The organism is Janibacter massiliensis (assembly GCF_900289115.1).
Classification (GTDB): domain Bacteria; phylum Actinomycetota; class Actinomycetes; order Actinomycetales; family Dermatophilaceae; genus Janibacter_A; species Janibacter_A massiliensis.
Window position 1 is genome coordinate 2,176,746 of the sequence record NZ_LT985196.1, and the last position, 24,556, is coordinate 2,201,301.

Annotated in this window: 30 protein-coding genes; 23 read left to right on the forward strand and 7 right to left on the reverse strand. The window is 70.3% G+C overall.

Going from position 1 to position 24,556, the window contains the following annotated elements; all coding sequences use genetic code 11:
• Window positions 1-12: 12 nt before the first annotated feature.
• Window positions 13-1,425 (forward strand): recombinase family protein, encoded by a 1,413-nt coding sequence (locus DAA34_RS10595; RefSeq protein ID WP_106819166.1) that lies wholly within the window; start codon window positions 13-15, stop codon window positions 1,423-1,425.
• A 9-nt stretch (window positions 1,426-1,434) separates the two neighbouring features.
• Here DAA34_RS10595 and DAA34_RS10600 read toward each other — a convergent pair whose 3' ends face one another.
• Genes DAA34_RS10600 through DAA34_RS10625 form a run of 7 tightly spaced genes read right to left on the reverse strand, consistent with a single transcriptional unit; the run spans window position 1,435 to window position 5,466 of the window.
• Window positions 1,435-1,710 (reverse strand): DUF3263 domain-containing protein, encoded by a 276-nt coding sequence (locus DAA34_RS10600; protein ID WP_106819167.1) that lies wholly within the window; start codon window positions 1,708-1,710, stop codon window positions 1,435-1,437.
• A gap of 32 nt (window positions 1,711-1,742) precedes the next feature.
• Window positions 1,743-2,171 (reverse strand): ImmA/IrrE family metallo-endopeptidase, encoded by a 429-nt coding sequence (locus DAA34_RS10605; protein WP_158707711.1) that lies wholly within the window; start codon window positions 2,169-2,171, stop codon window positions 1,743-1,745.
• Window positions 2,172-2,209: 38 nt separating this feature from the next.
• On the reverse strand, window positions 2,210-2,998 hold the full coding sequence (locus DAA34_RS10610) for a hypothetical protein (protein ID WP_106819171.1): 789 nt from the start codon (window positions 2,996-2,998) through the stop codon (window positions 2,210-2,212).
• Between the two features lie 25 nt (window positions 2,999-3,023).
• A complete protein-coding gene (locus tag DAA34_RS12175) occupies window positions 3,024-3,488 on the reverse strand; it encodes a hypothetical protein (protein WP_158707712.1) in 465 nt (154 codons plus the stop codon).
• A gap of 15 nt (window positions 3,489-3,503) precedes the next feature.
• The gene (locus tag DAA34_RS10615; RefSeq protein WP_106819174.1) at window positions 3,504-4,373 is read right to left on the reverse strand and encodes an HIRAN domain-containing protein; all 870 of its coding nucleotides are present in this window, start codon (window positions 4,371-4,373) and stop codon (window positions 3,504-3,506) included.
• Between the two features lie 43 nt (window positions 4,374-4,416).
• Window positions 4,417-4,965 carry a PH domain-containing protein gene (locus DAA34_RS12540; RefSeq protein WP_106819176.1) on the reverse strand — a complete coding sequence of 183 codons (549 nt, stop codon included), beginning with the start codon at window positions 4,963-4,965 and terminating at the stop codon, window positions 4,417-4,419.
• 33 nt (window positions 4,966-4,998) lie between these two features.
• On the reverse strand, window positions 4,999-5,466 hold the full coding sequence (locus tag DAA34_RS10625) for a helix-turn-helix domain-containing protein (protein WP_106819178.1): 468 nt from the start codon (window positions 5,464-5,466) through the stop codon (window positions 4,999-5,001).
• 246 nt (window positions 5,467-5,712) lie between these two features.
• Between DAA34_RS10625 and DAA34_RS10630 the strand changes: the two genes are divergently transcribed.
• The 22 genes from DAA34_RS10630 (at window position 5,713) to DAA34_RS12325 (ending at window position 24,522) form a co-directional block, all read left to right on the forward strand.
• Window positions 5,713-5,943, forward strand: a complete 231-nt coding sequence (locus DAA34_RS10630; protein WP_158707713.1) for a helix-turn-helix domain-containing protein — start codon at window positions 5,713-5,715, stop codon at window positions 5,941-5,943.
• A 646-nt stretch (window positions 5,944-6,589) separates the two neighbouring features.
• Window positions 6,590-6,775: a hypothetical protein gene (locus DAA34_RS12180; RefSeq protein ID WP_158707714.1), complete on the forward strand. Its 186-nt coding sequence runs from the start codon at window positions 6,590-6,592 to the stop codon at window positions 6,773-6,775.
• Between the two features lie 86 nt (window positions 6,776-6,861).
• Window positions 6,862-7,548 (forward strand): hypothetical protein, encoded by a 687-nt coding sequence (locus DAA34_RS10640; RefSeq protein WP_106819184.1) that lies wholly within the window; start codon window positions 6,862-6,864, stop codon window positions 7,546-7,548.
• The gene (locus DAA34_RS10645; RefSeq protein WP_106819186.1) at window positions 7,545-7,772 is read left to right on the forward strand and encodes a helix-turn-helix domain-containing protein; all 228 of its coding nucleotides are present in this window, start codon (window positions 7,545-7,547) and stop codon (window positions 7,770-7,772) included. Before DAA34_RS10640 ends, DAA34_RS10645 begins: the two co-directional genes overlap by 4 nt.
• Before the next feature lie 123 nt (window positions 7,773-7,895).
• The gene (locus DAA34_RS10650; RefSeq protein ID WP_158707715.1) at window positions 7,896-8,252 is read left to right on the forward strand and encodes an HNH endonuclease; all 357 of its coding nucleotides are present in this window, start codon (window positions 7,896-7,898) and stop codon (window positions 8,250-8,252) included.
• 87 nt (window positions 8,253-8,339) lie between these two features.
• Entirely contained in the window at window positions 8,340-8,810 is a 471-nt protein-coding gene (locus tag DAA34_RS10655; RefSeq protein ID WP_106819188.1) for a hypothetical protein, read from the forward strand.
• Window positions 8,800-10,224 (forward strand): hypothetical protein, encoded by a 1,425-nt coding sequence (locus tag DAA34_RS10660; protein ID WP_158707716.1) that lies wholly within the window; start codon window positions 8,800-8,802, stop codon window positions 10,222-10,224. Before DAA34_RS10655 ends, DAA34_RS10660 begins: the two co-directional genes overlap by 11 nt.
• A gap of 26 nt (window positions 10,225-10,250) precedes the next feature.
• On the forward strand, window positions 10,251-10,457 hold the full coding sequence (locus DAA34_RS10665; protein WP_106819190.1) for a hypothetical protein: 207 nt from the start codon (window positions 10,251-10,253) through the stop codon (window positions 10,455-10,457).
• Entirely contained in the window at window positions 10,454-11,641 is a 1,188-nt protein-coding gene (locus DAA34_RS10670; protein WP_106819191.1) for a phage portal protein, read from the forward strand. The genes DAA34_RS10665 and DAA34_RS10670 overlap by 4 nt, the downstream gene beginning before the upstream one ends.
• Window positions 11,638-12,273: an HK97 family phage prohead protease gene (locus DAA34_RS10675; RefSeq protein WP_158707717.1), complete on the forward strand. Its 636-nt coding sequence runs from the start codon at window positions 11,638-11,640 to the stop codon at window positions 12,271-12,273. The genes DAA34_RS10670 and DAA34_RS10675 overlap by 4 nt, the downstream gene beginning before the upstream one ends.
• A gap of 96 nt (window positions 12,274-12,369) precedes the next feature.
• Entirely contained in the window at window positions 12,370-13,575 is a 1,206-nt protein-coding gene (locus tag DAA34_RS10680; RefSeq protein WP_106819192.1) for a phage major capsid protein, read from the forward strand.
• An 89-nt stretch (window positions 13,576-13,664) separates the two neighbouring features.
• A complete protein-coding gene (locus DAA34_RS10685; protein WP_106819193.1) occupies window positions 13,665-14,129 on the forward strand; it encodes a hypothetical protein in 465 nt (154 codons plus the stop codon).
• A 2-nt stretch (window positions 14,130-14,131) separates the two neighbouring features.
• Window positions 14,132-14,716 (forward strand): hypothetical protein, encoded by a 585-nt coding sequence (locus DAA34_RS10690; RefSeq protein WP_106819194.1) that lies wholly within the window; start codon window positions 14,132-14,134, stop codon window positions 14,714-14,716.
• Window positions 14,713-15,201: a hypothetical protein gene (locus DAA34_RS10695; RefSeq protein ID WP_106819195.1), complete on the forward strand. Its 489-nt coding sequence runs from the start codon at window positions 14,713-14,715 to the stop codon at window positions 15,199-15,201. Before DAA34_RS10690 ends, DAA34_RS10695 begins: the two co-directional genes overlap by 4 nt.
• Window positions 15,198-15,515, forward strand: a complete 318-nt coding sequence (locus DAA34_RS10700; protein ID WP_106819197.1) for a hypothetical protein — start codon at window positions 15,198-15,200, stop codon at window positions 15,513-15,515. Before DAA34_RS10695 ends, DAA34_RS10700 begins: the two co-directional genes overlap by 4 nt.
• On the forward strand, window positions 15,512-16,537 hold the full coding sequence (locus DAA34_RS10705; RefSeq protein ID WP_106819199.1) for a phage tail tube protein: 1,026 nt from the start codon (window positions 15,512-15,514) through the stop codon (window positions 16,535-16,537). The genes DAA34_RS10700 and DAA34_RS10705 overlap by 4 nt, the downstream gene beginning before the upstream one ends.
• Window positions 16,538-16,540: 3 nt before the next feature.
• Window positions 16,541-17,110: a hypothetical protein gene (locus DAA34_RS10710; protein WP_106819201.1), complete on the forward strand. Its 570-nt coding sequence runs from the start codon at window positions 16,541-16,543 to the stop codon at window positions 17,108-17,110.
• Window positions 17,111-17,228: 118 nt separating this feature from the next.
• Window positions 17,229-17,648: a hypothetical protein gene (locus DAA34_RS10715; RefSeq protein ID WP_106819203.1), complete on the forward strand. Its 420-nt coding sequence runs from the start codon at window positions 17,229-17,231 to the stop codon at window positions 17,646-17,648.
• A 38-nt stretch (window positions 17,649-17,686) separates the two neighbouring features.
• The gene (locus DAA34_RS12185; protein ID WP_158707718.1) at window positions 17,687-17,833 is read left to right on the forward strand and encodes a hypothetical protein; all 147 of its coding nucleotides are present in this window, start codon (window positions 17,687-17,689) and stop codon (window positions 17,831-17,833) included.
• A 22-nt stretch (window positions 17,834-17,855) separates the two neighbouring features.
• Window positions 17,856-19,640, forward strand: a complete 1,785-nt coding sequence (locus DAA34_RS10720) for a phage tail tape measure protein (RefSeq protein WP_106819205.1) — start codon at window positions 17,856-17,858, stop codon at window positions 19,638-19,640.
• Between the two features lie 2,228 nt (window positions 19,641-21,868).
• Entirely contained in the window at window positions 21,869-23,410 is a 1,542-nt protein-coding gene (locus DAA34_RS10730; RefSeq protein ID WP_106819209.1) for a hypothetical protein, read from the forward strand.
• Window positions 23,407-24,522: a hypothetical protein gene (locus DAA34_RS12325; RefSeq protein ID WP_199847455.1), complete on the forward strand. Its 1,116-nt coding sequence runs from the start codon at window positions 23,407-23,409 to the stop codon at window positions 24,520-24,522. The genes DAA34_RS10730 and DAA34_RS12325 overlap by 4 nt, the downstream gene beginning before the upstream one ends.
• Window positions 24,523-24,556: the final 34 nt, after the last annotated feature.

Here is a 24,556-nt window from a genome sequence, read left to right on the forward strand (position 1 = left end):
ATCGTCCCGGGTGTGAGAGCCCTGATCTACGCCCGTGTGTCCGTCGACGCCCGCGGCGGCCGCTCCGTCGCCGAGCAGGAGGCCGAGTGCCGCGCCTGGGCAGCCCGCGAGGGCTGGGACGTCGTCGACGTCATCACCGAGACAGGGTCCGCCTCGTCCTTCGCCCGCTCCACGGGCGCGCGCTCGCAGTGGGGTGCGATCACGTCGGCGGTCACATCGGGGCGGATCGACGTGCTGCTGACGTGGGAGGCGTCTCGCGCAACCCGCCGGCTCGCGGAGTACGCCGAGCTCGCGGACCTCTGCGCGGAGAACGGGGTCCTGTGGGGGTACTCCGGGGTCGTCCATGACCTGTCGACGCGGGACGCGCGGTTCCGCACGGGCCTCGACGCGCTCCTCGCGCAGGACGAGTCCGCCCGCACCTCGGAGCGGCTCCTACGGTCCGTCCGGTCCCGCGCGGTCGCCGGCGCCCCGCACGGGAAGCTCCCCTACGGGTACCGGCGCGAGTACGACAGCGGCACCGGCGCGCTGATCCGGCAGGTCCCGGACGAGGAGACGGCCCCGATCGTCCGGGAGATCGTCCGCCGCGTCATCGCTGGCGACACCCTCCGAGCGATCGCCCGGGACCTCGACTCCCGCGGCGTGCGACCACCGCGGCCACCGCGGTCCCGCCACCACTCCGGGTGGCTCAGCTCCACCGTCCGCCGCCTGGCGATCTCCCCCACCCACGCGGGCCTCCGCACCCACCGCGGTGAGATCGTCGGTGACGCGGCTTGGCCGGCGATCGTCTCCCGCGACGACCACGAGCGGGCCGTCGCGATCCTCACCGACCCCGCCCGAGCCAAGACGTCCGGGGACTCCACCGCCCGCTGGCTCCTGTCCGGGATCGCGACCTGCGGCCGCTGCGGCGCGCCAATGCGAGTCCTCATCAACCGCGGACGGCCGTCCTACTCCTGCAGTCCCCAGGGCGGGTGCATGCGCATCACCCGCGTCGTCTCCAAGGTCGATCCCTACGTCGAGCAGGTCGTCCTCGACCTGGCCACCGACCTCGCCCGCCGCTCCCCCGACACCACCACCGACACCCCCGCCCTCGCGGACGCCCGGGCCGAGCTCGCCGCGCTCGAGCAGCGACTCCACGGGTTCATCGACGCCGCGGCCGACGGTGACCTCTCCCCCACCGCGCTCGCCCGCGTCGAGGGCCGTCTCCGCCCGCAGATCCGCGCCGCCCGCGCCCGCATCACCGCGCTCGCCCGCCCCTCGAACGTCGACCCCGCGGTGTTCGACGACCCCAGCGCCTGGTGGGACGCCGCACCGATCGCGGACCGCCGGTCCCTCGTGCGGGAGCTCGTCGCCGTGCGGATCCTCCCCGCCGGCCGCGGCCGCCGCACCTTCGACCCCGAGACGGTCGAGGTCACCCCACTCTGGTGACCACGCCGGTCACGCAGACTGGCGGACCGTCTTCGACCGGGCGTGCGACGCCCGCACCCGCCGCAACCGCGAAACCGTCGTCGGCGCGTACTCCCACGCCTCCCGCCTGGACAGCAGCCCGTTGAGGCGCTGGTAGTACCGGGTGCTGGTCATGCCGAACCGGTCCTTGATCGCCTGCTCCTTCAACCCAGGCACGCGCCACGTCCCACCCTCGAGGTCCAGCATCGCCCGCTCCACATCGGTCAGCGGCTGCGCCTGCACGGTCTCGCTCGTCGGGTCGGTCATGCCCGCATCCTCACCACCGCCACCGACAACGCTCACGCCCACACCTCCACCCGCCCCAACCGCTCCACCAAGATCGCCCGCTCCGCCGGATGCAGATGCTCCAACCGCGCTCGCAGGAGTTGCTCGTCGACCCACAGCTCGTCGGCGGCCGTATCGAGGTGGCAGCCGGCCCACACGAGCGCATCCGCGATCTCCCGGATCTCCGGCAGCAGGTACCGCGCCGCGGCCGCCTCGACGGCCCGCTCGGTCGCCGGGTCCTGACACCCCGTGTGGCCCCGCCGCAGGTGCTCGAGCTCGTGCGCAAGCGTCGACCTGCGCTCGCGCTGGGTCAGGCCCTTGTCGAGCCAGATCCGGCGGGCGCCGTCTGTCGCGCCCCACACCCCGGGGCCGAGGTCAGCGGTGAGATGGAGCGTGACGTGCGCAAGGGCACGCAGATCACGCCAGGGGTGTGGTCGGGTCACCACGTAGACGGTGCCAGCGGAGTCCGACAACCCCGCGATCAAAGGTCGACGAACTTGCCGATCTCCCTATAGACGCTGTCGGGGTCGTCGAGGAATCGGACGACTGCGACCTCCTCAACCTCTGCGATGAGGAACGACTCCCACATCGAGTGGCTCCCAACGGCAACCACGAGGCGCCGTTCGCGCGGGAGCCGGGACGTCCCGAAGATGGAGTACGCGGTGTCGTGGCTCCTGTTGCGTAGCTCGCGGGTGCGTCCGGTCATCGCCTGAACGGCGACCCGAAGCTGGTCGTGTTCATCCATCACCCCCGCGGTCACCTGCCTCGTGCGGCCGGAGCGCATCGTGATCTTCGCGTTCCTCTGCACCCGCGGCGCGACGTCGGCCACCGCTTGGTACACCATCGAGCTCGCGTCACTACGACCAACGCTCTTGCTTGCGCAGTACGCGAGACCCTCCGCGCGAAGGCTTGCCTCAAGTACGCGGAAAACGACTCCCGCGAGATCGCTAGCCGGAGCCCAGGCGGCGATCTCAGGCCCTACCGAGTCAGCTGGCACATGGCCGTTACCCGGCCTCGCGAGCCGACCCCAGGACTCTTGGAACCTGTCGCGCTCGGAGAGCTCGCCGAAGGGGTCTAGCGCTGCCAACGTGGTGCCGTCGTCGGACACGAGCCACCCACCGCTCTCAGGCCGCACCGTTAGACTGACCCCATCACCGGACGAGTGAAACAGCGGCATCCAGATCAAGAAGCCACCGTCTCCGTAAGGCTCGACGCTGACCTCGTCGTTGAAGTAGCCGAGGAGCTGGCTCCGCAGTACGCTGCCGCTCACTTCCGTGCCGCGAGTATCCACGATGTCAGTGCCCCCCAATCACGGGGTCGATCCAGCAGCCGGGGTCTGCTTCGACGTTACATCGTTCTGCGAACGCGAAGAACGACTCGCGCCATAGTGCCAGATCGATGGTGTGCTGATTGGCGGGCGGAGCCGGGAAGTCGAGGAGCTTGGCTGCTGGTTCATCACCCGTTCGTGGGTCGTAGACGTGTTCGTGGGTGCAGATTCCCAAGGGCCGATGCGGGTGGTTGACGTCCACCCTCCGCAGCGGGATTCCACGCACCCGGTAGATGAGGTGGTACTGCGATGGCCGCTTGGGCACGACGCGCATGCAGAGTTGCGCGTCGGCTCGGTCGAGTCGGCACGCCACATCAACAACTCCCCGATGTGCCTTCCAAGACAGCACGCCAACCACCCGAGCCCGCCACGCCGACCGCTCCAGTTGTCCGATCTCGTGAAGGGTGAGGACTCCGCTCCCGTAGTTAGCCACGCGCTTTCCGTCGATTCATTGGTCCTCCTCTGCAGCGTACTGGCGGGCGTCGAGGCGGACCTCAAGCTTGTTCTTCCCCTCGTAGATCGAGGCTCGTGCGACGAGGAGTTCACCGCGGGACGCGGCCTGCTGGGCGCTCGCGAGGTACTTGGCGGTGGTGGTGGGGGTGAGCTCTCCGACCGGGTTCCCGTCGATGGTGACCTCGAGGACCTGCTTGACCTGGGTCTTCGTGGCGCGCTCGGTGAGGGTCAGGACGGCGGCGTAGGTGGCGTCTGGCCCGTGCTGGCGGTACAGGCCCAGTAGCCGTTCTTGGTGAGGTTCTTCCTTCGTGGCTTGGCAGCGGTTGCCCGGCTCGAGCGCGCGCCACGGCTGCTGGGGGAAGGGGTTCGCGGCGTAGAGGTGGGACGGGTCGGCGGGCAGCTGGACCGTGACCCGCGCGTACACCCTGCGGTCGTCGGCGCGTGCCCACACCCGCGCTGGGGCGTGCAGCGCGTAGCCCCTGGAGGCGAGGTGGGTGAGTGCACCGTTCCACCGGGCGGCGTCGTCTCGAGGCAGGTAGCCGACGTGCTCGCCGCGGACACGGACGCTGATCGCGTTCGCGTCGTAGGGGTTGCCTGGGTCAGGGGCAAGAACGGCGTCGTCTCGGATCTCCTGCCCTTGCAGCGTGGCGAAGGCGGGATGCCCGTGGAGGAGCCGGCGGAAGGCGTCGTCGTACCAGTTTTCTCCCGCGACCTCTTGGGTGATGGGCGTAGGCCCCCAGCTGACGTAGCGACCGAGCTGCGGTGGCGCGGGGACGTGCGGCACCGCCCCACTTGCCCGTGCGTGCGCCGCCGGGTGGTGCGCCGGCTGCGCCGACCGCTTGAACAGGGACGTGAACCACCCCATCAGGACCCCTCTTCCTGCCTGAGAGCCGTGCCGGCCTCGGATGTCAGAGCCGGGCGAGCAGCTCGGCCTTCTTAGTGCTGAACTCGTCGTCGGTGAGGATCCCCGCGTCGCGGAGCTCACCGAGTTGCCGGAGCTGGTCCATGATCTGCGCGGCCGGGTCTGCCGGGGCCGGCGTAGCAGGCGCGGCCGCCGGCGCAGTGGCCGGAGCCGGGGCGGGGCCCGCGGGAGGGGCGGAGGCGGGCACGAGCCGGGCCTTGGTGACCTGGACGAACCCGGCGAGGTCCTCGACCTCGCTGATCCACTTCAGGGTGACCTTGTTGCCGGACGCGAAGAACGTGAGGGTGTGGCCCATCATGCCCTTGGACTGCTCGAACGATGAGATGTTCGAGTAGGGGAAGGACTCCAGGTCGTACCCGCCGATCTTCTTCGCGAAGAAGAGGACCCGCCGGTCGGTCGCGATGAGCGCCCCGTTGCGGCTGGTCTTGCTGCCCATGAGGGTCGTCTCGTAGGCGCCGGCGACCGCGGCTTGGATCTGTTCGCCTTGCTCGAGGTGCTCTCGGGCTGCCTCGACGTGCTTGTCTCGCTTGGCCATGGTGCCCCCTTCGATCGTTGTGTTGTCGGTGGTCTAGGTCTGGGCGTCCTGGTCTTGGGACAGGCGCGCGCGGTCAGCGTCGCCGGGGCGGCCGGCCGAGCGGGCAGCGATGCCCGTCGGTGGACGGCCGTCTACTGCGCGCAGACGCGGCCTCACTTCTCCGAGCTCAGGCCGCTCGGCCATCGAGCGGATCAGCTCCTCGACGGCGCGCCGCTGCCGGTCCGTCAGGAGGGATGCCTCCGCCGGCGGCGACCACGGCCGCACCGTCGCCTCGCCGAGCCACCCGGCGACGTCGTCGCCGAGCTCACGGACGAGCGCCGCGACGGTCTCCGCCGACGGCTTCCGCCCGGTGCCCTTGATCGCGGCCGACACCGTAGACGTGTGCATCCCGCACGCCTCGGCCAGCCTGGACAAGCTCGGCACGTCGTGGGTGTAGCGCGGGTCCGTGAAACCACGCTCCACCAAGCGCGTCGCCCACGGCTCAGACAGGGTCCTCTCCATGTCTGCAACCCTCCTCGCGACACGCGGACGGCGTCTACCTCCGCTGTAGACAGTGAGGTTACAGATTCCACGCGTGTAACTCGCGGTCTGGCGGAAAATGCTGGGGCAAACCCCGCCTCAACCTGTAGACAAAACCGTCTACTGGCGTCTACTCTCTTGCGCAACGCACAACCACCGTCTACGGTCAGGGGAAGTCAGATGGTCCGCACCGAGTGGAGGCTCGATATGCAGCTCAGGGACTCGCACATGCTGAAGCAGTACATGGAGTTCAAGCGCCTCACGATCCGGGAGCTTGCGACCCAGGCGCGCGTCTCGCGCTCCACCGTCGGCCACCTCGTCTCGGGCGCTCGCCGCACCGCGAAGCCCGAGACCGCACGCGCGATCGAGGAGGCGCTCGGCGCCCCACCGGGTCTCCTCTTCGAGCCCCGTGCGTCTCGCGTCTCGCGCGAGGTGAAGCGCGACCCGGTCCCGGCATGACGCCGGCGGAGGAGCGGCGGGCGCGTGAGGTCGAGGAGATCCGCGCGGCGGGTCGTGCGACGGCCCGGCGGCTGCTCGAGGAGCACGGCTCGCCCCCGGAGGACGTCGTGGCTCGTGTGGTCGCGATTCGTGACCGGGTGATCGCCGGGATGACCTCCCCACCCCGGCTCTTATACACATCTCCGAGCCCACGAGACGGACTCCTATCTCGTATGCCGTCTTCTGCTTGAAAAAAAAAAAAAACATCAACAATCCCCCCCTCCTCCCCATCTTCTCTTCTCACTTCATCTTCTTACGCCCCCTCATCAAACCCCACCCCTCCCTACCTCTTCCCTCTTCAATTCTCATATCTTCTCCTTCACCGTCTATCTACCTCTTTNAGGGTCTCGACGCGCGGCAGCTGCGCGATGGGCAGCGGGGCCCGGACGGACTGAGATGGACGGCGCACTTCGCGTCGTGCCTCGCGGCTCGGTCTCGTGCGCGTCGCCGCACATCGTCGCGGGTCGAGCCGGAGCCGTCCACGGAGAGCGTGGCTCCGGTGGTGTCGCTCGAGGACCGGCGCCGGCTGGACGAGGTCGACCGGACGCGGTGCCCGATGCCCGGGTGTGACTGGTCGGACGAGGGCCGCGTCCGGGATCACCCGTTGATGAGGGATCGGCACTACTGGGACACCCACGGCGCTGGGGCTCGACCGCAGTACGCGCGGTGTGCGGAGCCGCCGTACTGCGGGTGGGAGATCACAGTCCCGTCGATCGCGCACCTCGACGAGCTCCGCGCCCAGGTCCGAGAGCACTACGCCACCCACCCCGCCCACACCGCAGAGAGGTCCTGATGAGCGAGCAGACGTCACCGTGCCCAGGCCGGTGCAACCGGGCGTGGCGGGCGGCCGAGGCGCGGGCCCGCCGAGCAGCTGCGGCGGTGATCGCAGACGGTCGCGAGCCGACGGATGATGAGCGGTCGCTCATCCTGCACGGGGTCGAGCCGGCGCCCGGGTCGCCGGTGTGGTGCGCGGCGTGCTCGACGCGGATCCAGGAGTCGCTTGGTCGCCTCCCCGATCTCGTCGCTGGCGTGTGGGCGGTGGCCACGCCGCCGCCCGGCCGGCTGTCGACACAGGTCGGCGCCGGCCGTCTCGCGCCGTTGCCCGCGTCCGAGGTGAAACCGCGGGGCCGTGGCCGGCGGGTCTCGCCGGCGGGGTCACCAGCGATCGTGGTTGTGGACGAGGTCGCCGCCGCGCTGCGTGGGTGGGAGCGTCTGGTGCGGGAGGATCTAGGTCACACCCAGGCGGACCGGCACCGGCCTGGTCAGGACACGGTCACCGCCTCGGTCGCCTACCTCGTGGAGTGGGTCGCCGCGCTCCTGTCGCTGCCGGAGGCTCAGGAGGTCGGGGAGACGATCACCACGCTCGAGCGGCGTCTCGAGATCGCCTCGGGGATGGACGAGGTCCAACGCCTGCAGACCCCGTGCCTGCGGTGCGATCGCCGGGCAGTCGAGCACCGTGATGGAGCTGCCCACGTCGCCTGCGGGCAGTGCGGGGCCGTGTGGACGCTCGATCAGTGGGACTACGCGCTCGGCGTGGCTGCCAGGGCCGGTCGGCGGCGCGCATGACTCGCGTCCTCACCACCGACGACGTCGCGCTGCTGACGACCACCGAGGCAGCCCGGCTGGCCTGCGTCCAGCCACGCACGGTCCGAGCGTGGATCGAGCGGGGCCACCTCGAGCCGGTGGTCATCGACGGGAAGCGCTTCGTGACCGAGGCCGACGTCCTCGACTGCGAACGCGCGAGGCGGCGCTCAGGGCGGCGCCCGCACGCATCCGGCGGTGGATCGTGACCGGGCGACACGCGGCCGCGGGAGGGCTGCTGGCGGACGCCGGAGGGGATGTGTACCCTTCGATGCAGGCGGGACAACTGTGCCCGCTGGCGGCCCTCGGATCGAATGTCGGGGGCCTTCGTCATGCCCCGTGAGTTCCGACCTGGCCGCGAGGGCAGGGAGTGGCGGGCAGCCCGCGCTGCGGTCCTCGTCCCCGGCGTGACCTGCGCATGGCCTGACTGCCCGCACCCCGGAGTCCCGCTCGACCTCGACCTCCCGCGCTCCGACCCATGGTCGGCGACGGTCGACCACCACGTCGAGCTCGTCGACGGCGGTCACCCGACCGACCCGGCGAACCTGGCGCCGATGCACAGGACGTGCAACCAGGCGAAGGAGAACCGACGCCGGTCGAAGGCGCGACTCACCCCGCCGAAGACGCGCCCGGCGACCCGTCTCCGCCCGCGGCGCCCGTCACCGTCCGGCGAGCCGCCAGTTCTTTGAGCGGCCGCCCGCGATGTCGACCGCGCCTTCGACCAAAAAAACACCACGCGGAATCTGGGGTGGCGCGCCACGGAAGGGAGGCCGGCCATGGCCGAGGTCAGGAAGCACGGCCGGTCCGGGTACCGCCGCGGATGCAAGTGCGGGATCTGCCGCGCTGGGCACAGCGAGGCCGCCCGCGAGTACCGCGCCCGCAAGAAGCGCGAGACCGACGTGGCCCGTGATGCGGAAGCACCCACGCCGCCGCCGGCACAGCCCGTGTCCTGCGATGTCGAGTCACGCATCGACTTCAACGCTGCGCCCGGCGAGATCGAGACGGCCCTCACGTCGGAGCTCGAGAAGATGATCGGTGAGCCGCCGTTCAAGCAGACCCTGTTCGTGCTGGCCAGGTACAACGCGCGGATCCTCGACCAGCTCCCGGCGATCGAGCGCCCGGACCTGGCCAGTGGGCTGCAGTCGCGCCTCTTCGACGTGTTCGACAGGCTGCGGAAGGTCGAGGCCGGGACGCGTGTCGGCGTACCCGCTGACCTCTCCGGCCTCCTCGGCCCCGATGACAGCTGAACCGCGCTTCGCCACCCCTCGCAACCCCGCCCGCCAGACCTGCGGCGGGAAGGTCGCGAAGATCATGCGGGCCATCGGCCAGGAGCCCCTGCCGTGGCAGCGCGACGCGCTCGCGGTGGCGTGCGAGATCGACCCGGCCACGGGCCAGTTCTGGTACAACACCGTGATCGTCGTCGTGCTCCGTCGAGCAGGGAAGACGACGATCTCCCGAGCGAAGCTGACGCACCGGGCCCTGACGACCTCGAGCGCGCTGATGGTCTACAGCGCCCAGGACCGGAAGATGGCCCGCCGCCGGCTGAACCAGGACATCTACCGACCGCTCGCGGCGTCTCCGCTCGGGGTGACCCTCACCAGACCGAACTGGCGGCCTGGGGAAGAGACGGTCCACTGGACGACCGGGGCCGAACTCGGTATCTCCGCGATCTCCCGGAAGAGCGGCCACGGCGACACCCTTCACGAGGCGCACGTCGACGAGGCGTTCGCGCACGTCGACTCGACCTACGAGGACGGCGTCCAGCCGGGTCTGATGACGGTCCCCGGATCTCAGCTGTGGGTGCTCTCGGCCGCTGGCGATGAGCGCTCGACCTACCTCCGCAAGAAGGTCGACCTCGGTCGCGCGATCGTCGAGTCGGGCCTCGACTCTCGGACCTGCTACATCGAATACTCCGCCCCGGAAGACGCCGATCCGAACGACCCCGCGACCCTCGCGGCGGCTCACCCCGCGGTCGGTCATCAGATCAACCTGGACCGGACGATGTCCCTCCGGGTCGGCGCTGACGAAGAGGCACTCACCGGGTGGAACCGGGCGTGGCTGGGCTGGTGGCCCCGCAAGAGGATCTCGACGTCGGTGATCCCCGTGGCGGCGCTCGAGAAGAACTTCGTCTCGCCGGAGGTCGACGCCTGGACCGGGACGCCGGTCTGGACGATCGACGTCAGCCCGGAGCGGGAGTACGCGTCGATCGGGATGGGCGCCGAGCCGCTCGACCCGGCACGCCGCGCCTACGTCGAGCTCTACGAGCGGCAGCTCGGCACGTCCGCAGTCGTCTCCACGCTGCGGGCACTCAGGAGAGAGCACGGCGGCAACGTCGTGGTCGTCGACGCCGGCGGTCCAGCGCGCTCGCTGATCCCCGACCTCAAAGCCGAGCGGTTCCGCGTCGAGACGATGTCCGCCACCCGCGTCATCGACGCGTGCGGGTCGTTCTACGACGACGCGCTCGTCGGACGCCTGGCACTGGTGAGCGACGAGGTCGTCAACGACGCGCTCGAGGCCGCGGTGAAGAAGCACGTCGGCAAGTCGTTCAGATGGGCCCGCGGCACCGGGGACATCACCCCCCTGTACGCACTCACTCTCGCCCGGCAGGCCGTCGTCGACGGGCACGCCACCAACTACGCCGTCGCCGACTCCCTGCACTGACCCGACCGCCCTGAACGGAGGACCACATGCCGACGAACCTCGTGACCGACGTCCTCGAGCTCTGCGGGCTGATCCTGCTCGTCCTCGCGGCCGGCACCCTGGCTGTCGCACTCACCCCGCCGAGGTTCGACGCTCCCGCTGCCGGCCTCACCAGTGGCCTCGGGCTCATCGCCATCTCCGCTCTGCTTTCGGCCCGGAGCACGCACGAGACCCGCGCGAAGGACCGCCCGTGACGTTCCTCTTCGGGCGGCCGGAGACTCGGTCGGTCGCGGGCCCGGAGGCGTCCGAGCGTCTGTCAGCGTGGGGCCGCGGTGACAACGTCGCCCTGATGGGTGACAGCCCGGCCGACGCGCTGCGCCTCATCCCGGTCTACTCGGCCGTCGCCGGGATCGCGGAGGACATCGCCACCACGCCCGTCCGTGCATACCGGGACACCGGGGACGGCACGCGCTCGCCGTTGGGGCGCCAGCCGGAGTGGCTGGCGACCCCGGCGCCGTGGGGAGGTCGGATCCCCTGGCTGCACCAGGCGCTGACGAGCCTCCTGCTGCGCGGCAACGCCTACGGCGTCGTCGTCGCGACCGGGTCGAACGGGTGGCCGTCCAAGATCGTGTGGCAGCACCCGGATCGGGTGACCGTCACCGAGAAGGTCCCCGGGATGCCCCCGGAGTACCGCGTCGGCAACGTCCCGGTCCCTGCGGAGTCGATGGTGCACATCCCCGCGTTCGTGCTCCCCGGCTCGTTCGTCGGCCTGAGCCCGGTCAGCCTTTTCCGGGTCCAGCTGACCAAGAGCCACAAGGCGCAGCAGTACGCCGCGGACTTCTTCGACCGCGGGATCATGCCGCCCGGGGTGCTGAAGAACACGCAGCAGACGATCTCGGCGGCGCAGGCTCGACTGGCGAAGTCGAGGTTCAAGGCCGCCGTCGCCGACCGCGACATCTTCGTCACCGGGTCGGACTGGGAATGGACCGCGCTCCAGGTGCCCAAGGACGATGCCGCGTTCCTCGAAGCGATTCAGGCGGGCGCGACGGAGATCGCCGCGATCTTCCGCGTGGCACCGGAGGACATCGGCGGCAAGGCCGGCGGCAGCCTCACGTACTCAACCGTCGAGCTGAACGAGCTGAAGCGGAACCGTCGCACGCTCCTGCCCTGGACGCGCCGGCTCGAGGAGTCGCTCACGGCCTGCCTGCCCCGGCCCCAGTACGTGCGCTTCAACCTCGACGCGCTCGCCCGTGCGGACCTCAAGACCCGGATGGAGGCGCACGAGATCGCGCTCCGGACGGGCATGGAGACCAACGCCGAGGGCCGGGCGCTCGAGGAGCGCCCGCCACTCACCGCGGACGAGATCGCCGAGTGGCAGGCGAACTACCGCAGCACGTCCCCGACCATCACCGTGACCGCACCCAAGGAGGCGCCGTGAGCATCCCCAACCTCGAGACCCGGTGCGCGGACCTCGGCCCCGTCGAGCTGCGCGAGTCGCCCTCCGGTGGCCGCGTCCTCGCCGGGTACGCGGCCGTGTTCAACCGCTACAGCCAGAACCTCGGCGGCTTCGTCGAGCAGGTCGACCCGGCCGCCTTCAACAAGTCCCTCGCAGACGCCGTCCCGGTGATGTGCCGGCTGAACCACGCTGACGCGGCACTCCTGGGTGCCACGTGGGCGGGAACCCTCCGTCTCTCCGTGGACGGGACCGGCCTGCTGTACGAGGTCGACCTGCCCGGGACGAGCGCCGGGAACGACGTCCACACCCTCGCGCAGCGAGGGGACCTCAAGTGGTCCTCGTTCGCGTTTGTCACGATCGAGGACGAGTGGTCGGTGACCGATCAGGGCTTCCCGCTGCGAACCCTCCGCGCGGTGAAGCTGATCGACGTCGCGCCCGTCAACTCGCCTGCGTACCTCGACACCACCGTCGCGGCCCGCTCGCTCGAGCGGGCCCGCGCCACCCAGGACTCCTCGCCCCAGGGCGAGGCGGCACGACCGGACCCGGCAGCGGCAGCACCGCACCCGTCCGTCGCGCTCCGCCGTCGACTCCTCGAGCTCGACGCGCTCCGGTAACACCCCGGCCCGGGCAGCGAGACCCGCACCCGGCAGAACCACCACCACACCGCCATCCAGCCCCGTGCCGGGGCAGACCCAGTCCAGGAGGACACCATGAGCAGCACGCTCGCGAAGACCCTGACCGAGAAGCGTCAGAACATCTGGAACGAGTCGATGGGGCTACTCGACGCCGCGGCGAAGGAGAACCGCGACCTCACCGCCGAGGAGCAGGAGAAGTACGATCGGATGAGCTCGGACCTCTCCGAGCTCCGTCAGCGCATCGACCAGATCGCCGAGACCGAGCGGAACAACGCCGCGATCGAGGTAGCCCTCCGCAACCTCGCGCCGTCCGCCGAGGAGCGGTCCGGCGGGGACCCCGCCGCGGCGCAGGAGGCCGCCATCCGCTCCTTCTTCGCCGGTGAGGTGCGGTCCGTCGAGATCGACCGTGCCCCGGGCGAGTCGTTCCGGGACCTGACGTCGGCCGTCGCCGGCGCCACGCTGGTGCCGAAGACCTTCTACGGGCAGCTCGTCGAGCGGCTCATCGCGGGCAGCGGCATCCTCGCGGCCGGTGCGACGGTCCTCGAGACCGGCACCGGCGAGCCGATGGAGATGCCGGTCGTCACCTCCGGGGTGACGTCGGCGCTCGTCCCCGAGGGCACGGCGATCCCGAAGTCCGACCCGGTCTTCGGGAAGCGGACGCTGGGCGCGTTCAAGTACGGGAACCTCGTCCAGGCGTCGATCGAGCTCGTCAACGACTCGAAGGTCGACCTGACCAGCTGGCTCGCGGACGAGTGCGGCCGGTCGGCCGGCGCAACGCTCGGCGCGGACCTGATCAACGGCGACGGCGTCAACAAGCCCGCCGGTCTCATCGGGTCCGTGACGGCGGGCGTCACCGGCACCGCCGCCACGCCCAAGGCCGACGAGCTGATCGACCTCTTCTACTCGGTGACGGCGCCCTACCGCGCCAGCCGGCAGGCCGCGTGGCTGATGAAGGACTCGGTCATGGGCTCGGTCCGCAAGCTGAAGAGCACGGACGGCCAGTACCTGTGGCAGCCGGCGCTCACCGCGGACGCCCCGGACATCCTCCTGAGCAAGCCGGTCCACACCGACCCGTTCATGCCGACCACCGCGGCGGGCGCGAAGAGCGTCCTGTTCGGCGACATGAGCCGGTACACGGTCCGTCTCGCCGGCGGTGTCCGGTTCGAGCGGTCCGACGAGTACGCCTTCGGCAACGACCTCGTCACCTTCCGGTGCCTGGTCCGCGGCGACGGGCTCCTCGTCGACCAGTCCGGCGCGATCAAGGCGTTCGTCGGCGCCTGATCGGCCTCCTGACCGGGGTGGCCCGACGTCGTCGGGTCGTCGGGCCACCCCTCCACCCGGAACCATCCACGAGCACGAGGAGACAGCACATGCCCGCCACGAAGACGGTCATCATGGCCGCCCAGATCACCGGCACCCGCAACGGCGAGGACTGGCCCGCCCCCGGCAAGGAGATCGAGCTGCCCGAGGGTGAGGCCAACGACCTCGTCCGGTCGGGTCTCGCGATCGACCCGGACGACGTCGAGACCGCGACCGTCCCGGTCGTCGCCGAGACGGCCACGACGGACGGTCGCCGCCCGCTGAAGGCCGGCCCCGCCGGTGAGGGCCTCGACACCGCCACGATCGCCGACAGCAAGTACCCCACCGGGCCCCACGAGGACACCCCGCCGATCGACGGCACCGGGATCCCCGCTGACGCGCCCGGCGACAGCGAGGCCCCGGCGGGCAACGCCTCCCGCGAGGCCTGGGCCGCCTACGCGGTCGAGCAGGGAGCCGACGCGGCCGACGTCGCGGACATGAGCCGCGACCAGCTCCGCGAGACCTACGGCGCCTGACCGTGTACCTCCCGTCCGAGGCCGGCATCCGGTGGGACTCGATCGACCCGGCCGCGACGCCGGTCTCGGACGAGGAGGTCTTCGCGCACCTGCGGTTCGACTCCGAGCAGACCCAGGTCCGCTTCCGTGACCAGGTCATGCTGTACGCGGCGGCGGCCACGCGGGTCGTCGAGGACATCGTCGGCCCCCTTACGGAGGCTCGCGGCGTGCTGACGGTGACGCGCGCGGGGCGCACGGTTCTTCTCCCGACCGCCGCGGCAGTCCTCGAGGTCTCCGTCGGCGGAGCCCCCGTCACCCTCGGGCCCACCAACGTGGACGAGGAAGCCGGGATCGTGTACCTCCCGCCGGCGCTGGTCGGTCGGACGGTGACCATCCGGTACCGCGCCGGTGAGAGCGCGATCCCCCCGAACGTGCGCCTGGCGATCCTCGAGGAAACCCGGTTCCTGTGGCAGCTCGGCCAGCAGGGACCAGGACGCGCGGCCGGCGGGGGCGCGCCGGGAGCGGAGTGGACCCCGTCAGGGTTCGCAGTCCCCCGCCGTGTCGTCGAGCTCTGCGCCGGAGCGAACCGCCTCGCGGGGTTCGCGTGACCGGCTACACCGCCGGCCCGTCGTTCCGGGTGGCGCTCCGCGACGTCGTCGCCGACCTCCTCGAAGTGTCCGGCGCGGACGCGCTCGTGACCCTCGGCCCGCCGGACGGCGCGACCCTCCCGGACACCATCGTCCAGATCGGTGGGGTCACGGCCGACCAGGAGGTCGCCACCATGGGGCCCCAACGCTCCCGCGAGGAGCGGCTCGAGGTCGAGGTCCTCTTCTCCCTCGCGATGGGCGGAGGGTCCGAGGTCGACGACGAGCTCACGGCCCGCGCGTTCGACCTCCTCGGCTCCGTGGAGCACCACCTGCGCGTCGTGGACACCACCGTCCGCGGGACCGTGCGGCAGTGCTTCCTGACCCGCTACCGCTCGGACGGCGCTGGCCCCGACGCAGACACGAGCGCGGGCCGGTTCATCGACATCACCGCCACGTTCACCGCACACGCCCGGGTGACGGGCACAACCAGAAGGAGCTCCCCGTGAGGATCCGCAACGTCTCCCCCCTCGGTGCGCTCGACGTGCCCCTCCTCGGCGCGATCGTCGAGTCCGACGCCGTGGTCGACGTCGCCACCGACCACGCGCGCGTCCTCCTTGAGCAGGACCGGAACTGGCAGCCCGCGGACGACGAGGCTGCCGCGCTCCTCCACGCCGAGCAGGTCGACAAGGCCCCCGCAGGCAACGCCTCCCGCGAGACCTGGGCCGCCTACGCCACCGAGCAGGGCGCCACCAGCGACGAGCTCGACGGGATGACTCGCGACGAGATCCGCGACACCTACGGCCCCCAGGAGGACCAGTGAGCACCCAGCAGGACCTGTCCATCGGACTCGGCAAGGAGACCGTCTACGGCACCTCGGTCCCCGCCCAGACCTTCCTCGAGTTCACCAACGAGAAGCTCACCTACGCCCCGTCCTTCTACCAGGGCAAGGGCCTCCGCCCGCGCTCGCAGGTCGCGCGCGGATCGCGCCGTGGCATCACCCAGGTGAAGGCGGAGGGGTCGATCGAGCTCGAGGCCACCACGAAGGGGCTCGGGACGCTCCTCGCCGCCGCGTTCGGCCTCTCGACGTCGACGGCGATCCCGAATCAGACCGGCGCCTACCAGCAGGTCCACATCCTCGACAAGGACGACTGGCACCCCTCGTACACGATCCAGAAGGGCATCCCCCTCCTGGGTGGCGCGATCCAGGCGTCCACGTTCATCGGCGCGCAGTGCGGCTCGATCAAGATCAGCGCCAAGAAGGGTGACGCGGTCCAGGTCGAGACCGAGTGGGTCGCCAAGGACGTCCGCAACGACGTCGCCTACGCCTCCCCGTCCTACGCGGTCGGCGCCGACATCTTCACCTTCGTCCACGGCGCCATCACCGTCGGCGGCACCATCACCCCGCCCACCGCGACCGCGCTCGCATCCGGTGGGACGACGGTCGCGACCATCACCGAGTGGGACATCGAGGTCAAGCGGAACCTCGACGACAACGGCTGGAACCTCGGATCCGGAACGGGCCGGGCCCGCCCGGCCGCGCTCGGCCTGACGGAGATCACCGGGTCCATGAAGGCGGAGTACAGCGACAACATCCTCCGGGACGCCTACCTCGCGAACACGCCGCTGTCGATGGTCCTCACCTTCACCCACCCGTCCCGGATCGGCGCGAGCACGATCAACCCGACGCTCCAGGTCGTCGTGCCCCAGATCCGCCTCGAGGGTGACTTCCCGACCAGCAACGGCGGCGACGTCATCGAGCTCGACTGCAAGTACGTGGGCCTTCACGACGAGGTCAACGAGCCGATCTACGTCGCGTACCGCACCTCCGACACCGCGATCTGACCGGTGGCGTCACGCTCCACCCGCGGCGCCCGCGGCGCTGGTCAGAACGAGTCGTTCACCGTCACATCGAACCTCCGTGAGGTGCTCGCCGACCTCAAGGAGTTCGACCCCGCGCTGGCCCGCTCGACGCGTCGCGCGCTACGCCGGTCGGGCGACGACGCCATCAACGACATGAAGGCGATCCTCGATCAACCGCCCCCGGGCGTCGTCACGGGCGTGACGAAGAAGCGACGTAAGGTCGTCGCGGTCCACACCAGGGCCGCCACGCGCCGCTCGACCGGGCGCTCGCGGGCGTTCGTGAAGAAGAATCTCAAGACGCGGGTCGTCGCCGGCAAGCGGCGTCAGGGGATCCACATCCGCGGGGACGGGTCGCCCTTCTCTCGCAGCTACAACCTGAAGCGGTGGCGCCACCCGATCCGGTTCAACCCGGACGTCACCACGGCCGACCAGGTGCCGTGGGTGGAGCAGGCCGGCCGCCCGTACTTCGGGAAGCCGATCGCGAACCGAGCCGGCGACATGCGCAAGAACATCGAGCAGGCGCTCACCGAGGCGCTTCAGAAGGTCGAGGCGTGACCGGCCAGTCACCGGGTGACCCGTGGCGATGTGCGTGGTGCGGAAAGCACCACGTCGTGCCGTCACTCGCCCGCGACCACGAGACCCGATGCACCACCCGACCCCAGGAGAGAACCCGATGAGCGACCAGTCCGAGCCCGCACAGACGATGCGCTTCCGCCACAAGGACTTCAAGAACCAGTGGGTCGACGCCGTCTCGATGGACGAGGCCCGCGCGCAGGACCTCGCAGCACTCCAGCGGGAGACCGGCTGGAAGATGGGCAAGGTCCAGGAGATGGCCAAGCTCGAGATGGTCGCAGCGTCGATGGTCGTCTTCTTCACGTGGCGCTCCCGCGGGCGTCTCATCACGCTCCGGCGCGCCGAGGAGATCCTCGACGAGCTCGCTGAGGATGACGTGTGGGTCCCCGATGCCGCGGACGGCGACGGCGACGACAGCGACGGTGAGGCAGCGCCGGACCCTCGACTGGCCCCGCCGGCTTCCGGTCGGGGCGCCGCCGTCGACGAGCAGACGCCAGCCGGGACGACGCGCCACCCGTAACTCGGGAGGACTGGATCACCCACTCGATCCGGTCGCGCATGGTCCACGTGGCCCGGCTCTTCCCCGGCGTGACACCGCCCGTCCTGTGGGCACTCCCGCTCGTCGAGTGCTGGGCCTTCCTCGCCGCGTGCGACGTCGCGCTCGAGGAGGAGCGCCGCGCGGCGACCGAGCTCGACCAGAACTGACTGACCGCCCGAGGAGGTGCTCATGGCCGCCAAGGATCTGATCTTCAACATCATCGCCCGCGACCGCGCGTCGAAGGAGCTCGACAAGGTCGGTGACACCGCCCAGAAGCAGGGCGGGAAGTTCGACAAGCTCTCCGCCGGCGCCGACGTGGCGCTGGCCGCGGTCGGTGGCGCCGCACTCACCGTCGGTGCCGCGTCGGTGCGCGCCGCGTCGTCGACGGAGCAGTCCCTCGGTGGCATGCAGGCCGTGTTCAAGAAGAACGCCGGCCAGATCGACGCGGCGTCCAAGAAGGCCGCCGACAGTCTCGGCATCACCCGGGACGAGTACCTCAGGCTCGCGACTGTCCTCGGCGCCGGCCTCAAGAACAAGGGGATCGAGGACTACGCCGGGTCGACCGAGAAGCTCATCACGATCGGTGGTGACCTTGCGGCGCAGTTCGGCGGCTCCACGAAGGAGAGCGTCGAGGCGCTCGCGTCCGCGATGCGTGGCGAGACAGATCCCATCGAGCGGTACGGCGTCACGATGAACGCCACCATGATCGAGGCCGAGGCCTTCGCGATGGGGCTCGCGAAGCCGACCAAGGACCTCGGCAAGATCAAGGCCGCCCAGAACAAGGCGATCCTCGCTCAGCGGGACTACACCGAGGCGCTCCGAGAGCACGGCAAGGGTTCCGACGAGGCACTGAGCGCTGAGGCCAAGCTGATCAACGCCAAGTCCAGGCTCTCGAAGGCAATGGACGGCGAGAAGGTCCAGCTCACCGACCAGCAGAAGGCCCAGGCCGCGCTGTCGCTGGTCACAAAGCAGACCGCGGACGCGCACGGCGCTGCGGCCCGCGAGTCGGGGACACTGGAACGGCAGCAAGCAAAGCTGAGCGCGAGTTGGGAGGACACCCAGGCACAGCTCGGTCAGTCACTCCTCCCGACGGTCACAAAGCTTGTGGGCGCGCTCGCGACGGTGTCCTCGTGGATGGCGAGCAACCCCGGGAAGGTCAAGGTCGTCGTCGCCGCGCTCGGGGTCCTCACCGGCGTGATGCTGGCGCTCAAGGTGGCCACCCTCGCAGCGGCCGCAGCCGAGGGTGTCGCGTCCGCCGCGAAGCTCGGCGGCGCAGCAGCCACCGGAATCGCGACCGCCGCGCAGTGGGCGTGGAACGCCGCGGCCGCGGCCGCCGCGGCAATGAACCCGTTCGCGTGGATCGCCGTCGCGGTCGTCGCCATCGTCGTCATGTACAAGAAGGTCGGCTGGTTCCGCGAAGGCGTGAACAAGACCTTCTCGTTCATCGTCCGCGCGATCAAGGGCTTCCCCCTGGTGTTCCGGTTCGTAGTCGACAAGATCAAGCACTACGCCGGGATCCTGAAGGACGCGTTCATGAGCGTGTTCAAGTGGACCCCGATGGGACTGCTCATCACCAAGTGGCGCCCCATCATGGGCTTCTTCAAGAACCTCGGGACCACCATCAGCAGGGGCTTTCGCTTCGCGCTCCGCGGCGTCGCCCGCGCCTGGAACGGCTCGATCGGCAAGGTCGGGTTCACCGTCCCCGGGTGGGTTCCCGGGGTCGGCGGCAAGTCCTGGTCCGTGCCCGACATGCCTGTCCCCGCCCTCGCGCGCGGTGGCATCGTCAGCTCCCCGACCCTCGCGCTCATCGGCGAGGCCGGCCCCGAGGCGGTCGTCCCGCTGCACCGCGGTCGCGAGTTTGGTCTCCGCCCCGCCCGTCCGCGTGATGTCCCGGTCGAGATCCCCGTGGTCCTCGACGGGCGCGTCCTCGCCCGCGCCATGGCCCGCGTCAGCCTCGCCGACGGCCGCGCATGAGGCCCACGACACCGGCCTGGGACGCGGCGCTCGCCGACCGCGCGAACCACCCCGTGCAGGTCTCGGGACAGATGGTCACCCGGCCCGGCATCAGCCCGGACGTCCGCGACCTGTCCCGGGCGGTCGAGCTCGTCGTCACCCGCGAGCTCGCAGGTGACGCACCCGAAGAGGTCACCTTCCTCGGCGGCGGAGCGATCACGGAGGCCTCAGCGACCCTCGACCTGCGCGACGGCGCCCCCCACCCCGCGGACTCCCGCGATCGGTGGCTCGCAGGAACCTTCTCCCCCGACGCCGGGTACGACGGGGACCTCCAACCACTCTTCCGCGGCGTCACCCGGGAAGCGAACTTCACCGAGGACACCCGATACGTCACATGGAAGGCCCTGGGCCTCGAGGAGCGGTGCCGCCAGCCCGTCTCCCTGCCCGCGTTCGGCGCGGTCAAGGACCCGACGTTCAACCGGTTGTGGCGCTACCCGACGAACGCCTCGGCCGTCGTAGTCGCCGCGCTCCACGCCGCCGGCATCCGGTACACGCCGGCGCCCCGCGCGAACTGCATCATCTCCGTCCCGCTCGCGTTCGGCGCGCTCGCAGACGTCGGGTGGGTGGCACCAAAGGGGACGGGCGTCCCCCCGGGCGCCTCGTTCCTCACGCAGGGCCGGTTCGGCAGCACGCTCGCGACCATGCCGTCGTGGCAGCTCGACGTGTGGCCGTCAGGGTGGTCGACGTGGCGCCCGGGGTGCCGCTTCATGGCCGAGTTCTTCTACAACCGGAACCGGAGCATCGCCGGCGACTTCATCACCATCAAGCTCGGGTCGACCGGTGAGGTCCGGGTGTACGGCACGTCGAGCGGGACGGTGCAGGTCCTCGCCCGGCAGGACTGGTCGCAGTCCTGGACCACCCTCGGCTCGTGGACCGAACCGGACGGCGGCTGGCACCACTGGTGCATCGCGCTCCACCAGTCCGGGTCCTGGTCGCTCCGCAGGGACACCACCGTCGTGCTGTCCGGGTCGTGGTCCCCGCCGACCGCGGCCGGTCATTACCCGATGCACCTCCTTGTCGAGACCGGCCGCATGCAGGCGCTGGCTGCCTACCTCGTCGACTCCACAACCGCGCTGACCGTGCCGGACGCGTCGATCCTCGACTTCACTCCCCAGGCGGACGTCGAGCAGTCCGCGCTCACCCTGGAAGCTCTGCCCGAGATCCAGTCCCGTGAGGCGTGGGACCTCATCCGCGAGATCGCCGGGGCCGAGTTCGCCGCAGCCGGGTTCGACGAGAGCGGGCGCTTCTCCTACCGCTCCCGCGCAACCGTCAACGCCTCGACGTCCCCCGTGCTGACGCTCGACACCGAGACGATCGACCGCCTCGACGGATCTGCACGTCTCGACAGCGTCCGAACCGCGCTCACCACAACCGCACCACGACCCCGCCTCGAGGAGTACCCCACCGGGTCCACCACCTCGAAGGTCGCAGCGTTCGTCGCGGACCAGCCGCTCGCCTTCCACGACGGCCACTCGTCGACCATCATCGATGTTGGCCGTCCCGTGCAGCTCACCGACGGCAAGGTGTACCTCGTCCAGGCCAACCCCGGCGGCGTGTACGACCTCCCCGCGTCCATGGTCATCTGCACCGACGCGAGCGGCAACAACGTCTACACCAACGCCGGCACCTACATCTGGGCCACGGCCTACCCCATCGGGCCCAACACCATCCGGCTCGAGGTCGAGAACACCACCGGCGTCACGATGTACGCCGTCTGGCCCAAGGCCTTCGACGAGCCCAACTACACCACCACCCCGTTCGGCGTGAAGACCGGAGACCCCGCCCTTTTCATCGCCTCCCGCCACGCCCCCGNGGGGGCGCCCGATGTGTGTAAACGCCACCCCCCCCCCCCCGCCGTCGTCGACGTCACCGACCAGGCCGCCACCGCAGCCTGGGGCACCCGCATCCTCAAGCTCGACGAGAGCCCATGGCGCCAGGGCAGGACCGCCACGACCGCGCTCGCGGAGGCGCTGCTGTCGTCGATCACCAGCCCACGGCTGGAGATCGACGACGTCACGATCCCGGGTGATCTTCGCCTTCAGCTCGCTGACCCGATTATGTTCCGCGACCCGGCCGGGTTGGTCCCGGACATCCGCGCCCGTGTGACCCGGATCCAGCACCGCTTCTCCCGCGCCGTCGAGGCCGGGCACGTCACGACCATCTCCGCCCGCACGATCTGAGGAGCTGCCATGCCGACCCGCCCCGTCCTCGTCCTCGGCGACCAGCCTCAACCACTGGTGCTGCGAGTGACCCGCGGCGAGCCCGCCACGCTCGCCGCGGCACTGCGCGACACCGATCAGCAGCCCCGCCCGTGGGCACCACCGGTCTCCCTCGTCCTCGACGACACCGCCGGCACCCGCATCGACGCGACGCTCGAGGATGACCTCGCGACCTGGAACCTCACCGCCGACCAGGCCGCCGCAGCGGTCGCCGCCGAGCGGGTCCGTATCGAGGAAGCCGGCACCACCGTCGCCGCCGGGTTCGTCGCCGACAGCGACGCGTTCCACGCCGGTCACCGCGGCAACGCGATCCAGGTGGAGCGCGTCCGCCGCGGCAGCCCGGGTAAGGAGCCCCCGCCCACGGACATCACCATCGGGGAGGTGGCGACCCTCCCGACTGGAGTGGGCGCCTCGGCATCCGTCAGGGGAGTTGCGCCCAACCTCATCTTGGATCTCAGGCTGCCGAAGGGCGCCAAGGGTGATCCGTGGGACGCGCAGGCGCAGGCGCAGGCGCAGGGCTTCTGGATGGTCGTGTCCGACACCCCGCCGACCGAGACGACGATGTATGGCGTGCCGGTGGTGTGGGTGCCGGAGGTCGAGCCGCTGCAGGACGTGCCGGTGATCCCGCGGGAGCCCGCGTGGCAGATCAGCGCGGGCACGTTCTCGGTCCCGTCGTTCGTCGGCGTGGACTACATGTACGACGGCCGGGTCGTCACCGGCACCGTGACGGTCCCCTCGACCCGGCCGCTCGACGTGACGGTCACGGCAGTCGCCCAGCCCGGTTACTACCTCACCTCGCCGTACTCGTGGACGAAGAACTACCCCGACCCCAACGCCTACCTGCTCCAGTCCTCGGACGACTTCACGGGTCTCGCAGCGGGCGAGCAGTTCATCACCGCACCGGCGGGTGCTGTCGCGGGGTGGAATACGGCACGCGCATGGGACAACGCGCTCGGCGGTGCGAGCCAGATCAACTGGCGGTACAGCACCTCCATGAACCCGGACCTGACGCTCACGAAGGCCACGGCTGGCGGGGCGATCGAGTTCGTCGGCAAGGGCGCGTGGGTGGGGCAGCAGCGGGCCTTCCAGACGATGGACCAGTCGCAGGTCATCGACTTCGACGTGGATGCCCTGCCGTTCGGGTCGGGCACCTCCAGCTGGACGGTCACCCTCGGCGGGGTCATCTCGGGCAACGCCATCACCGGCGGCGCGAGCGTGAAGGTGACGATGGGCGCGACCCCGCAGATCACGCTCTCGGCGACCGGGCTCACAACCTCCCCGGCCTACAACTACGCGGGTCCGGCGAAGGGTCGCTGGCGGTTCGAGTGGACCGGCGACACCCTGTCGGTCACTGCCCCGTCGGGGCAGAACCACGCATACTCCACCGTGGGGATCACCGGCACCCGTGGTCGCATGGTGGGCGTCGCGGTGTCCCTCTCGAACTACGCCACCGCCTCCCACGCATGGCGGGTCAACAGCATCATGGCCGGGTCGCGGGCGGTGCAGCCGTGAGGAGGCCTCAGGACAACGGCTACTGGTCGCGCTCCATCCCGCGCACCTACCACCCCTCCGAGGGCGCGTGGAAGCCGGGCGAGATGGACCGCTTCAAACTCGAAGGGGCGTCGGCAGTCTCGCCGTTCTCGCCCTATCTGGGTGAGGGCACAGTCCTCCAGCGCGACATCTCTGCCATGCCGATCGCCGAGGACTCGGCCGCGCACGCGAAGTGGATGTGGGACAACGGGACGCTGGTGTCGTCCACCCGGACGGGCCTCAACTCGTCAGCGTTCGGGACCAGACCCATCCCGATCTACGTCGTGGACTCCGCAGACCCCACCTGCGGGTTTCAGTACATGGACGACGCTCGGGGGGCGGGCCAGCAGCACGAGCAGATGTACCTCGAAGGCCCGATCCCGTGGCCGTCGTGGGCGAAGCCTGCTTCCAACCAGGACATGAGCATCGCGATCTACGACACGGCGACCGGGATCATGCGCGAGTTCTTCATGGTCCGACCAGTCTCCGGCAAGCCCGGCCACTGGATTTCCCAGTCTGCCGGGTATTCCATCGCTCGCCCCGGCCTGACGGGGCTGTCTGAGACCAACTACCCGCTCTCGCTGGACACCGGGACGAGCGCGGCAGTGGGTATGCACAACCCGCTGGGGTTCATCGGCGTGGCCGAGGCGCGGATGGGGCGGATAGATCACGCAGTGTGCTTCACGACCTCGCAGATGCGGAAGGGGTGCTCGTGGCCCGCTGTCTCCGGTGACGGCACGAGCGACGACCCGAACGCTCCCGTGGAGGGTCAGTGGTGCCGCCTGCCGAAGTGGGTCGACCCTCGGGACTACCACCCGTTCACCGGCCTCATCATCCGCGCGTTCCAGGAGTACGGCGGGCTGGCGACCGACAAGAACCTCTACTGCCATGCCTTCAACCTGGAGAACTGCCAGACCGAGATTCACCTCACCGGCGTGGACCCGTGGGTCAGCGAAATCCCGAGCCTGTACGAAGGGTCGCTCGACGTCAATGGCTTCCCGTGGCACCTGACCGAGTGGGCGCCCATCGACTGGGGTCGACCCAGCATCGACTGGAAGCTCCGTCCGGGCCACGGGTGGCCAATCGTCCGATGAGCCCTTGGCGAGTCACCCCGACCGATGGAGGCAC